We start from the raw sequence: 12,825 nt of genomic DNA, 5'->3' as shown, positions 1-12,825 counted from the left end.
CTGCACTTCCTACTGCAGGTTTTTTTATTTTGAAATTGCTCAATCGTCAAATGGTGACAAAAGTCATTTTTTACTTTGAGGTACATCATGCCATCCTTACTGACCAAGAATGAACTTTGAGCTATAAAATATAAATCAATGGCTACTTACGAGTCAGATATAGAGAATTCGATGTTAAAAGGCTCCAACGATATCAAATCATCGAAGAGTTTAAAAAAAGAAAAGAGTTTGCCAACGGACATCAAAAAAATATTGTTGCCAACGGACTATTCGATAAATTCTTTGGGAGCGCTAAAATCAGCAATTTCGATTGCTCAAATTCAGGGCGCTACTTTGATCGTATTACATGTTTTTCATATGCCATTTGCCGATGAGCACATGCCTCCTGCAATGATAAAGGAATTGATGAACACGCAGAAAGAAAGAGCAGATCTGGAAATGAAAACCTTCATGGAATCGGAGGAAATAGTACAACAAAATATGGTTCCCATCGAATTTAAAACCGTAATGGGTTTTGCATCTGAAATGATATTGGTTTTTGCACGTGCAAATAATGTTGACCTTATTATAACAGGAACAAAAGGTGCGAATAGTGTTGATGACAAATTATTCGGAACAGTTACATGGAATATTATTAAACAATCAGAAATTCCTGTTATTGCAATTCCTGAACAAAGTGAAAATAATATATTTAAAAATATTATGATCCCATTTGAAGGTACAGAAAAAGATAATGATACCATTACCTGGTTATTGAATTTTGCAGAAAAAAATAAAGCTACAGTGCATGCGGTGCACTTTTTAACCGATTCAACAAATTACAATAAATCGATGATTGATAAATTGCATAATCGTTTCAGAAGATATTTAGATAACGATATGTTGCAATTGCATTTTCTTGCTGAAAAAAATATTACGGAAGGGATAAAAAAATTCGCTTCCAGAAATAATATTGATATGATAAGTATGGTTACGCATCACCATGGATTATTTGCAACAATTTTCCATATGAGCATAACAAGAAATATTGCGCTTTATAGTCAGATCCCATTATTAGCATATAATATTGATAAATGAACCAGGCAAACTTTTTACAATGACAATGCAAACTAAAATAGCGACACCCGATTGCGAACACTGCAAGAGCAAAAATAAATCACTCTTTCATTTTTGCCATTTAGAAGAAACGGAATTTATTAATCAGACAAAAACATGTGCCAGGTACAAAAAAGGTCAGACGATCTTTCATGAACATGCAAATGCCTATGGATTATATTGTTTGAATGATGGTAAAGTTAAATTATACAAACAGGCTGCAGATGGCAAAGAACAAATATTAAAAATAGTTACTCCGGGAGATTTTATTGGTTACGGAGCGATGTTATCTTCTACTACCTATGGTGTTAGTGCCGAAGTAATTGAAGATGCCGTAATTTGTTTTATACCTAAAGATTCCGTTTTAAAAATATTCCGCGAGAACAATAGATTTTCAGAAGGAATGGTGCAATTACTCACTCAAACTCTTGATCAGACCGTAGAAAAAATGGCGGACATCGCCTACAAACCCGTTAGAGGAAGAGTTGCTGAAGCACTGTTATTACTCAGTGAATCATACAAGGATGAAAATAATCCCGAAGGCATCGTAAGCATCACCCGCGAAGACCTCGCTTCTTATGTTGGAACGGTTAAAGAAACTGCGATACGTGTATTAAAAGATTTCAAAGAAGATGGTTTGATTGAAACTAATAACCATGCAATTAAAATTCTGGATGCGGGGAGATTGACGAAGGTGTGTGAGTTATATGACTGAAAGTGGGCAGTGGGCAGTGGGCAGTTTGTACCATTGAAAGATCTTCCTTCGATTTGAAACCATCAAGCTGGATAAAAGTCTCGCGATTTAGTTTGATTTAAATTGAAAATTTTATTCCTAACCAAAAATTAGCGGTTAGATATAAAATTTTCAATTAAAAATAGATGCCCCTTTTTTCAACCTTACCACCTCTTCCTTCCTTTTTTATTCCTTAGAACCTTCCCCTTCGAATCTTCGATTCTTCTCCCTTCGAATCTTCATTTCATTCTCACTAAAGTACAGAAACAAAAATTTCGCAAGAAATTTAAACTCCTTTCTCCTCTCTCCTCACTCCTCCCTTTACACCCAACCTCTGGTCTCGTACAAAAACGGCCATGGAATGGAAACAAGAATTAAAATAAATGCGATCAAAAACCAGATGAATTGTTTTCTTCCGGCATCGGCATCATTTAATGCTTTTTTGGCTTTAGCATATCCGATATGAATAAAAATAATTGCAATGAGCATACCTATGGCATGATCGAGAGCAATATTTCTAAAGATTGCAACACCCATCTGACTTGCAATATTGGATATTTTAAAATTGGTTTGTGTGGATATCCAATTAAAATACAATAATAAACCTGCCACTAATTGCAAGTCGATGGAAATCATGGTGAACATACCCATTTTTTTCGTTGCTCCGGCGAATGGTCTTTTTCCTTTGGATGTTTGAAATCCAAACCAAATACCAAGAACCATTAAAATTAAAATGATGTACCTCCAGCCTGAGTGAAAACCCATTAATGCTTTGTACAATCCTTCGGGAAGGTGGCGGGTCGCTTCATCTGACCCAAACAGTAAAACTGTGGAAATAATTGTTGCTGTCATTGTGTGTGTGTTTGATTAGCATGAATTAATAAATAAGAAAAAATAATTATCCTGATTATAAATTTACCAGAATAATAATAATCTTAACTTTTGAGGAGATGTTTGTAATTCTGGATATTCGCCATAAATTTTTGTTGCTGGGTAGCATCTAAAACATTGAGAATATCCTGTTTAAAATCCTGTTTACTTTCACGCATGGCATCTTTCCCACCACCACTTTGTTTGTTTTGTTTTTTTTCACCCATGAATTCACGGATAGCAGCTTCTACTTTTGTTACCTGATCAGCCGACAAATTTAGATCATTGGTTAGGGTGGTAATAAATTCCTGGGCTCGACCGGCTCCTCTTCCGGTTTCACCCTTATTACCGCCAAATAGTTTAGAAAATAGGCTCATTAGAGTTTAATTAAAAAGTTAAGAATAGCACGAAGGTATAAAAAAATAAACGGGTGCAAAAAATGCACCCGTTATTAACTTTAAAAAGTAGCTCTCAAGGCAACAATAATACTCCTTCCAGGTGCCACAACACCTGAGGAATATGGCCTGTAACGCACATCTGTTATGTTATCGATACCTGCCTGTATATTGAGGTTCGAAATGATCTGATATCCTAATTTGAGATTTAAGGTATACCAACCCGGGCAATAGGGGTTACCATTATCATCCACGGCATATAAATGCGGTTTATCAGCCTCGCTTGGTGCAAGTTCTTCAAATGGCACCTCCGCATTATAATCAGCATACAGGTCAGCTCTGAATTTTTTCATCTGATAACTGATATGTGTGGAACCATATAGCGGAGGAGCGTGGCGCAGCGGAACATATTCATCTCCCGTTTCCTCTGCTTGTTCTTCTCCATGTGTAAATGTGAGATAAGAAGCGAGCGTCACATTTTTTAAAGGGTGAATTCGCAGTCCTGATTCTATACCATAAACAAATGCTTTATCAATATTTTGCAATGCCTGCACTCCACTTAATTCACCTGCATATATGATGCTATCCTCACCATTTAAATTAAAACTTCTGCGCACAATTGCATTGCTTAACAAAGTATAAAATCCGGTAATTTGAATTTCAACAATGTCTCCAAAACCTTTTATAAAACCGAGGTCAATATTATAAGCGTACTCAGGTAAAAGATCAGGATTCGGAACGGTTACATTTCCCGGTTCTGAATCAAAAACCTTTCCGATATCATCTACATTCGGAGCGCGGAATCCTGTTGACAAATTAAAATTTATCTGAAGATCTTTCGCCGGCAACCATGCAAATCCTGCACTACCTGTTAAAGCTCCACTATTGATATTAACAGAGGTAAATGGAAATGGAAAAAATGTAGTATCAAAATCTGCATTTAATATTACGCGATTATATCGTAAACCCGCTTGCAATGTAAAATTTTCCTTCAACTTTGTTTTGGAACTTAAATACGCTGCAAAACTTTGCCAGGTAGCTCCATCAGGATATCGGGATGATGCATTCTCTTCAATTCCCGTTTCAATATCAAGATCGGTCCCTAAAGAAGTTACCCCATTATGAATTCCTTCGAGACCATAAAACAATGTTGTTTTATTAATTGATTTTTGAAGATCCAGATTTGCAGAAATTGCATCCACCTGTTCCAATTTTGTGCGTTGCGTTGTTTTTTGATAAGAACGATCAATTCTGCTTTCTTCAAAAAACTGATACGCCAAAGTTATTCTTGCAATATCATACAATTTTGATTTAGCATTATGTTGCAAAGAAATTACGTGCATATTCCATATCTGAGGACCGTAATTCCAAACTGCAGAACGCGGAGCACCATCGCGATATTCAATTAATCTGTCGTATCGGTCGTACTCAGAAGTTTTTGAATAATGAAATCCATAATTGAGGTCCCAGTTTGCATTCGGTTTAAATCTTATTTTTTGCATGATATTATAATAAGACATATCCGTATGTAATTGTTTTTGTGGATCTTCATTTGGGATAATACTATCCACACCATTTATTACTTCAACAGATTCGGGTCGCAAATATTCATCAGGTCCGTTAGAACCCATCATAAGATCATCAAAATCGCTGAAGCTTACACTAGTTAAAAAAGCCCATTTTTTTGTGCCGATATTAATATCAGCATGTCCGGTTTTTTCGATATTGGCAGATGCAAATCTTCCGAATACAGAACCTTCCACAATAGTTTTTTCTGTATTGGATAATTCTGGAGTAAGTGTATGGAAATCCATTACTCCACCCAATGCATCACTTCCATAAATGAGTGAACCCGGTCCAAAAATGATCTCCGCTCCTTCCAATGCATTTGGATCTATGGAGATCACATTCTGAATATTTCCACTTCTGAAAATTGCGGTATTCATGCGCACACCATCCACTACCATTAATAAACGGTTTGTTGCAAATCCTCTAATCATCGGACTACCACCACCAAACTGGCTTTTCTGAACAAAAACTTGTCCGCTTTGTGCAAGCATATCAGCACTGGTCTGAGGATTATAAAAAGCGATATCCTTTGCCTCAATTGAAGTGATATGATTTGGGACTTCCGTTTTATTTTGTTCCCAGCGATTTGCACTTATTATTATGCCTTCCAAAGAAAAGGGTGAAGAAGTAAGTAATATTGTTTTTAATTGAATTGCTTCCTCATAAGATAAAAATAGATCCTCATATCCCAACATTTTGAATATTAAGGAATCAGCGTTTCGGAAGGTGGTGATATCCACCATTCCATTTTGATCAGAGGTTAAAGCAGCCTGACTTGCAACATTGATGATGGTTACTTGTTCCAATGCTTTTAACGTGGTCTGATCTTTTATATAAATTTCCTGTGCATGCAACATAAAGCCGTAAAGACTTAATGCACATGCTATAAGTTTTCGCATAATTAATAATTTAAATTATATAATAAAGGTTACTGAAAATATTTCAGGAAAGATCAGGAGGAATAAAAACGGCGCTGGAAAAATTTCTTCCGGAATTCGAGGTGATATATTGTTCAAATACAATGTAATTGATCGGGTGAAACAATTTCAATTTCAAGGAGGTAATAAATACAGGAAAATTAAAATTATTGGGGTTGCGTTCTTTGTTTTGAGTCTGCTCACTATTCATTTGATTGGAAAGTTCTTTTTTTAATTCCGTTTCCTCCGCATCTTGGTATGCAAGACAAAAAAGCGTATCGTTGATGATCTCTTTTTCAGAAATATCATACATGAATCCATTCCAGAAAAATTCATATTCGTGTTCCCAATGCACTTCATGGAGTGGAATTTCTAAGTGAATGAGAACATGTTCGTTTTCCGAAACTTTTTTTCTCACATTATTTGCCGATTGAATATTGTCCAATCGATATTCAAACAGAATAATAGTACCACTAGTATAAATTAAAAAACACACTAGCACGGAAATTGCTATTATATGTTGAGATTTTTTTTTCATTTCTAATGGCACTCAAAGTTAACCTTAATTAAACTCTGTATTGTCACAAAATTATAAAAGGAAAATTGACGCCAAATTATTGGTTTGAAATTATTTAGGTATCTTTGGTTTCCCCGGATTTCCGCACAAACTTAATGGAAAGTTATGAAAACATTTATTTTACTATCGCTCACTATATTACTGCTCTGCTCTCGTGGTGAATCACAGATAATTGGTGGAAACGGAGAAGGTTTCACTTCTGTGGCATCTGCATCCGACATACCCTTTTTATTGGAAGCTTCTAAAGAGCATCCTATTGCTATTCGTTGGCCGGGAGGTGGCGATTCGCGGGTGGCCTTCCCTGCATTAAATAAACCAGGGCTTGGGATGAACAAAGACTCCATTGAAAAATTGTATCAGGAATTTCGTGATAATGAAGGAAATGTTCAATATGATAAATTGGAGAAGGAGTTGAAACAGGCTGAAAAAGACGCATTGGAGGCGCAAAGTGCTTTATTATCCCTTATAAAAGTTTCGAGACAGGTTAAGGGATTACAGGTTGATTTTTGTTTAAATGTTTTAATGGGATCTGTTGAATCCAATATTTCTGCTATTCGCACTTTATTGGATTCTGGAGTGAATATCATTTCTATTGTAGCTGGGAATGAATGCTTTTTCAGTTATCGGTTTAATTGGGAGAAATATAAAAATGATTTTGAACCTATTTTAAGAGCCTGTGAAAAGGAATTTCCTGACATTCCACGGCTCATTTGTTTGGGCCAGGATTTTGATAAAAAAAATCATTTGGGATGGAATACAAGTGCAATCGAATATATTAATTCCACCGGTAATTTTATATCGGGTGTTGATGTGCATTATTATATGATGAAAGAAATTAAGTCAGCAAATACTTTACATCCTAAAAGTATAGTATATAAATCAGGAGAACATTATCCTGAATTGGAAAAAGCATTTGATGAATATATAAGATCTTACAGGGCTAACGATGAATTCGGGGCTCTTGTAAACTATCTCAAAATAAATTTACCGGGAAAAATTTATCACTGCACAGAATTTGGTGATAAGGAAGCGGAATATTGGTCGAATACTATTGCAAATGCAGCACATATGTATGTTACCTTTTGTAAATACAGAAATGATTTTGATATTTTACTAATGCAAAATTTAATTGCAAATTGGTTTTGGGCTTCAAGACGTGTTGCAGGAAGATATGATGATAATCCGGACAATCTAGAAAAAATAAGCCGTTGTCATTGGTACTCTTTTCAACTTGCAAATGAATTGCCATTTAATGCACCTGTTTTAACTTCAAATATAAATATTACCCAGCCCGGAATTTATTATTATTATTACGACAATGCCGGAGGCAAAAAATATACTCCGGAATTTAATATCAAAAATGGAAAATTAATCTCCTTCGAAACGCATTATCTCACTGGTAAATACAATTACAGCAGTGCGGGAAGTACAGGATTTATGGCAAAGGGTTCGGATAATTCTTTGGAGGTTAGAGGAATTGACAGGGTAAGTTCTAAGGCCGTTGGGGAGATTCCTTATAATAGTTTTGGGTATGTGAAGGTGGTGGTGGAGTGAGGATATTTATGAGTCAGGATTATAGATTGAATAAGTGTTAGTTGGAATTATGTTTTAAGTATCTATTGAAGATTTTTAGGCCACAAAGGCTCAAAGGGCGCGAAGGTACGCGAAGAAATTATCGATGGAATGATGATCTGATATCTAAATGTTATTTAGATTCTGACTTGTAAATCGATGTATTATTTTGAGTTGAAAATAACTAAGATTCAAAAGTATTATTTTCATAATCTTTTGATAATCAAACCAATATACTAATTTTTTTGCTAAAAAATAATAATAAAATTGAATTATTCCCGATTAGACCATTAACAACGCGTTTAGCATTTAAATTTCTTAAATAAACAGTAATAGGAAAGGCTATCCCGAATTCTGCACTATTTTTGCAGTAACGGTCTCGTAGTTCAACGGATAGAATAGGAGTTTCCTAAACTCTAGATAGCAGTTCGATTCTGCTCGGGACTACACTTACAAAGTTACATGTCCGCTTAACAGTGGGTTCCCTCATGTCGCAAAGCAGGTCCGCCTTTTGGCGGACAATTTTTTTAAGGGGATTGATGAGTTAACTTTGTGCAGTAAATTTTGGCCCCGTAGTTCAATGGATAGAATGCGAGTTTCCGGAACTTGATATGTAGGTTCGATTCCTACCGGGGCCACAGTACGAGCAGGGTTCTTGCTTCCATAAAAAATTATTTATTAGGCAAAACCCTGCGATTTGTATCATTATCATTTTCTTTTAAATGCAATAGTTGATTCCACACTATCAATGTTTACTTTAATTTCAAGTTTCGAATTCCACTGTTCTGAAGAATCTCCCTTGACCTTAAAAATCCAAAATTGAATTTCCGGGAATTCTGAAAGTCTCCAACTTCCTGTAATGTTTGAAAATTTAGGATTTAAAGAAACGAAATGAAAAGTACTATCTTTTTTCAATTGCAAGTGCAAACTATCTATACTATCAATTACTAAACCGTCTAACTCACTTCTAGATGAATCGTAAATAAACGTAGTGTTTGCAATTTCTGAATAAATTCTTAATTCTTCTTGATTATAATTATTAATACAAGATTGAAAAATAAATAAACTCAATATTACACTCACTAAATACCTTTTCATTATTAATTAAATATTAACAAATCTAATAATGTTCTTCCATGGAAATATGAATTAATTTTTAGTTAAAAACTCCCCTACATTTTGCGATGGCATATAGTATGCTCTGCATGCCGCAGGGTTTTGTCGGTATCAAATTTTATGGTGACAAGAACCCTGCTTGGACTGAGTGACAATATCCCCGCTTGGACTGAGTGAAGTCCGTCTGGTTCCAGATATTTAAAAAATAGATTGCTTTACAAATTACATCCCCTCAAAAATCAAAATACGTATTAAACAAATCCGTTTTCAAAGAAAGCATGATCATTTTTGTAGATATCTTTTCATTTTCATTTTGAAATGTGCGGATAAATATTTGTCCCTCTAAATTGAGATTGATGGAGGGATTTAATAAAATGCCGGCGCGGAGATCGGTGCTTTTGATGGTGGTTCTTAATCCTTGGCCGATAAAATTTCCATAGGAATCCGGAAAGCCGGGAATATCCAGATCTGATTTAAATATGTCGGCTCCGAAATTATCATCAACTTTTTCATCCAATCCAACCACAGCAGATTGGAATTTTGCTTCGAGATAATATCGTTGAAAAAAACGATAATTAAAGATGCCGATAAATTCCCTGAAATTTGCGCCAAGCGGATGTGCTATCGCCTGATTATAGTGTGAATAATTCTGAACCGGTTCTTTTTGCGCATAGGTATAGGGATTTGCCTGATTCATTTCTGCCTGCACAATTAAATTTTTTATACCCGCTGGTTCATAGAACTTCAAGCCAGTTTGAATTGCAAATTTATTGCGATAATATCCCTTTCCTGCCCTCGCTGCTACCACATCAAGATCATCCATTAAAAACTGCCCGTATACTATCAGATCTTTGATCGGTTTAAATTTAATGTTACCTCCTATCATTGCATTATCAGGAGAACCTAAGCCGAATTCTATCGGGCGGAAAAATATAATGGGATTCAAATAGTTAACATCAAAACCGCGGTGACGCACAGAATCATTTGCCGGCCAAATAATTGCTTCAAATAAACTCACCTGGACCCATGGAAATACATCATAACTCAAATAATGAAAGGATCCGAATTTTCTGGTGATCCCTATCAGTGAATCAACCGTGCCCGAAATGGCATCATCAAACTCGGCATACAGATTTACATATTTGAGTTTCCACACTGTTGTGGTTATTTTAAAGAATGGGTAATACAATGCATTGTCACTTAACAACATGCTGCGATACCCATCTCCTAAAAAATTTTTATCATGACCCAGCTGAAAATTTAGATATTTAGTAGGCGTATAAGATAAATATCCGGTAGCATTTGCAAAATCGAAGGCAGTACTTTTAAAATTACGCACTTTTCCTTGCCCCGGAACCACCTGATAATATTTAATGAATGGCACCATATAATCGGGATATTTCGCCTGATTTTCGCGCATGGTAGCATTAAAGGAAACTTTTCTTTTTTCTCCGATATCTCCGGATGCGGAAACTCCGCGGGTATTTACCCAAATTGCTTTTCCTCCGTTAGCTGCATCATAACCACCACCAAAATTGATGAGCGGATCAATGCGTAAATGAAAATCTTTTTGTTGCACGCCAACAATAGTATCATACATGGTCCAGTTCCAGAGCTTACCGAAAAAATTATTTCCAGGAACTTTTTCCAATTGAAAAATTTCGTCATAAGTAATTACGGAATCCAATTCGCTGAAGCGATAAGGGCGAATAGAAGTATGAAACTGCGTTCCCTGTTTATTTAAATAGGGTTCGTACCAGTTATAAATATTTCTGTTGAGAGGTAAATAATTTTGTTGTGCCGAAACCGTTAGTGTGAGGCAAAATAAAACGAGTAGAAGGTTAAACCGCATTTTCATTTCCTTTAAGCATACTCCAAATTGTAAGAAACACAATTTTTACATCGAGCCAAAAACTCCAGTTTTCGAGATACCAAAGATCGTATTGCACTCTCTTTTCCATCATCACAGGATCGGTGGTATCTCCACGGTAACCATTGGCTTGCGCTGCTCCGGTAATTCCGGGTTTCACAAAATGGCGAACCATAAAGTTATTTACAATTTTTGAATATTCTTCTGTGTGTTTCAACATATGCGGGCGAGGACCAACAACACTCATGTCGCCTTTTAATACATTAATGAATTGCGGTAATTCATCGAGATTTGTTTTTCTTAAAATAGATCCTATTCTTGTTATACGCGGATCATTTTTAGTGGCTTGTTTTGTATCGGCTTCCGCATTTACTTTCATTGTGCGGAACTTATAACACAGGAAGTCTTTATTTCCTTCTCCACTGCGTTTTTGTTTAAAAAATACAGGACCTCTGGATGATAATTTAACAGAAAGTGCAATTAAAGGGAACAACCACCATCCTATCAAAATGAAAAATAAAAAAGCAAAGGCGATGTCAAAAATTCTTTTTTGTAAACGGTTGTATAAATTATCAAGTGGTTCGGGACGGATACTTAATATAGGTGTATTTCCGTAATACTCGATATTGATCTTTTTAAATTGTTTGCTGATATAACTCGAAAATTCAGGCACTATTCTGAATCGTATCATTCTTTCGTTACTGAATTCCATCAGATCATCAACATAGGCACTCATATCTGAAGGCTGAAGAGCAAAATAGATCTCATCCACTGAATTTTTTACACAAAATAATTTTACATCCTCCAAATGACCTTCCACCTCTTCCATTGCAGTTTCGGGATCATCAAAATATCCGAGGAATTTGTATCCAAATTCGTTGTGATCGCGAATTTCTTTTACAAATTGAAGAGATGCACCGGTGGTTCCGATAACAATTATCCTACGGTAATTCCCTCCCCTTGCACGATATCTTTGCAAATACGTTTCAAAACCTATGCGCCATACAAGGTCCAAAACGGTAAAAAATAAATAAGTATATGCTAATTGTGCCCTCGAAAACTGATAACCTTTTATCAGGAACAAATAAGTAAACGTGAGTAAGGCCTGGAATGCCAGTACTTTTACAAAACGGAATACCAGATATTCGTATCCACTTCTTCTTTCTAATTTATAATAATTAAATACGCTGGTAACAAGAAACCAGATCAGGTTGACAGCAACCAACAACATGGCAAATTTTCTGTCAGTAGTTATCTTGGAAACCCTGTCGAAGCTGATGAATACAGCTATCATAAAAGATACATTGAGCAGAACAATGTCCACAAGGAAATATACGAGCTCGAGAAATTGGGAGTATCTTCTAATCATGATTTTTACCCGGTCTTTTAACAGATGCTAACATACCGTTATTGGTTGCGTAGCAAATCGGTACTTTTTTACATTAAAATGACCCAATCGGGCGCAAAAATAACTAAGATTAGGTGAAAAATTTGCATTCATTAACGAAATGCTAAATATTCGACTTCAATTCTGTTGAAAATTCAATCAGAGATGGGAAAATCAGGTCAGGATTGCCTTTAATTTTATGAGAAATTAATACCTTTTTCATATTCAGGTTTTCGCCTAACTGCATATCACTTGCTGAATCCCCCACAATTATAGATTTGGTAAAATCGATCTCGGGAAATTGCTTCTGTGCATCGAGTGCCATTCCGGGTTGAGGTTTACGATGGGTCGAACCTTCGTCGCTCACATCAGGACAAAAATATATTGCATCGATCCGTCCTCCGGAGGCTGCAACTTCAAATCCAAGATTTTCATGAATAGCATTAAGTGCTTCCAGCGACATCAATCCTCTTCCAACCCCGCGCTGATTGGTAACTATAATAATTCTATGGAAGATTTGAGCAAGATCCTTCAATGCTTCCTTTACGCCGGGTAAAAATTCAAACTGCTCCCAGTTTCGCACATAATCATCGTCAATTTTTTTATTGAGCACACCGTCGCGGTCGAGGAAAAGAGTCCAGGTTTTGTCGATTTGCAGATCCTTTATGGTCATCAGGGCAAAGGTGGGGATAAAAATTTTGTTGAGGGAGAGGGTTACAAACGT

The 12,825-nt window shown here is 35.9% G+C and carries 11 protein-coding genes and 2 tRNA genes; 5 read left to right on the top strand and 8 right to left on the bottom strand.

Going from position 1 to position 12,825, the window contains the following annotated elements; all coding sequences use genetic code 11:
* The first annotated feature begins 138 nt into the window (after positions 1-138).
* Positions 139-1,077 (top strand): universal stress protein, encoded by a 939-nt coding sequence (locus IPI31_09015; GenBank protein ID MBK7567952.1) that lies wholly within the window; start codon positions 139-141, stop codon positions 1,075-1,077.
* A gap of 19 nt (positions 1,078-1,096) precedes the next feature.
* Complete coding sequence (locus tag IPI31_09010) at positions 1,097-1,810, top strand: Crp/Fnr family transcriptional regulator (protein MBK7567951.1); 714 nt, start codon at positions 1,097-1,099, stop codon at positions 1,808-1,810.
* Positions 1,811-2,149: 339 nt separating this feature from the next.
* On the opposite strand, the gene IPI31_09005 is transcribed toward IPI31_09010, so the two are convergent.
* The 4 genes from IPI31_09005 to IPI31_08990 all read right to left on the bottom strand — a co-directional run bounded on the left by IPI31_09005 (position 2,150) and on the right by IPI31_08990 (position 6,117).
* Positions 2,150-2,680: a hypothetical protein gene (locus tag IPI31_09005; GenBank protein MBK7567950.1), complete on the bottom strand. Its 531-nt coding sequence runs from the start codon at positions 2,678-2,680 to the stop codon at positions 2,150-2,152.
* A gap of 83 nt (positions 2,681-2,763) precedes the next feature.
* Positions 2,764-3,075 (bottom strand): hypothetical protein, encoded by a 312-nt coding sequence (locus IPI31_09000; protein MBK7567949.1) that lies wholly within the window; start codon positions 3,073-3,075, stop codon positions 2,764-2,766.
* An 80-nt stretch (positions 3,076-3,155) separates the two neighbouring features.
* On the bottom strand, positions 3,156-5,561 hold the full coding sequence (locus tag IPI31_08995) for a TonB-dependent receptor (GenBank protein MBK7567948.1): 2,406 nt from the start codon (positions 5,559-5,561) through the stop codon (positions 3,156-3,158).
* 43 nt (positions 5,562-5,604) lie between these two features.
* Positions 5,605-6,117: a hypothetical protein gene (locus IPI31_08990; protein MBK7567947.1), complete on the bottom strand. Its 513-nt coding sequence runs from the start codon at positions 6,115-6,117 to the stop codon at positions 5,605-5,607.
* 144 nt (positions 6,118-6,261) lie between these two features.
* Between IPI31_08990 and IPI31_08985 the strand changes: the two genes are divergently transcribed.
* From IPI31_08985 to IPI31_08975, 3 genes are all read left to right on the top strand, one after another.
* A complete protein-coding gene (locus IPI31_08985; GenBank protein MBK7567946.1) occupies positions 6,262-7,710 on the top strand; it encodes a hypothetical protein in 1,449 nt (482 codons plus the stop codon).
* A gap of 393 nt (positions 7,711-8,103) precedes the next feature.
* Positions 8,104-8,175, top strand: a tRNA-Arg gene (locus tag IPI31_08980).
* Positions 8,176-8,294: 119 nt separating this feature from the next.
* A tRNA-Arg gene (locus tag IPI31_08975) sits at positions 8,295-8,366 on the top strand.
* Positions 8,367-8,436: 70 nt separating this feature from the next.
* On the opposite strand, the gene IPI31_08970 is transcribed toward IPI31_08975, so the two are convergent.
* The 4 genes from IPI31_08970 to IPI31_08955 form a co-directional block, all read right to left on the bottom strand.
* The gene (locus IPI31_08970; protein MBK7567945.1) at positions 8,437-8,826 is read right to left on the bottom strand and encodes a hypothetical protein; all 390 of its coding nucleotides are present in this window, start codon (positions 8,824-8,826) and stop codon (positions 8,437-8,439) included.
* A 250-nt stretch (positions 8,827-9,076) separates the two neighbouring features.
* On the bottom strand, positions 9,077-10,696 hold the full coding sequence (locus IPI31_08965) for a hypothetical protein (GenBank protein MBK7567944.1): 1,620 nt from the start codon (positions 10,694-10,696) through the stop codon (positions 9,077-9,079).
* Complete coding sequence (locus IPI31_08960) at positions 10,686-12,008, bottom strand: undecaprenyl-phosphate glucose phosphotransferase (GenBank protein MBK7567943.1); 1,323 nt, start codon at positions 12,006-12,008, stop codon at positions 10,686-10,688. Before IPI31_08960 ends, IPI31_08965 begins: the two co-directional genes overlap by 11 nt.
* Before the next feature lie 217 nt (positions 12,009-12,225).
* A complete protein-coding gene (locus IPI31_08955; protein ID MBK7567942.1) occupies positions 12,226-12,774 on the bottom strand; it encodes an HAD family hydrolase in 549 nt (182 codons plus the stop codon).
* Positions 12,775-12,825 lie beyond the last annotated feature (51 nt).

The sequence above is a fragment of the Bacteroidota bacterium genome, from assembly GCA_016706865.1.
Taxonomy (GTDB): domain Bacteria; phylum Bacteroidota; class Bacteroidia; order Chitinophagales; family BACL12; genus UBA7236.
This window is presented reverse-complemented; position numbering and strand designations above follow the sequence as displayed.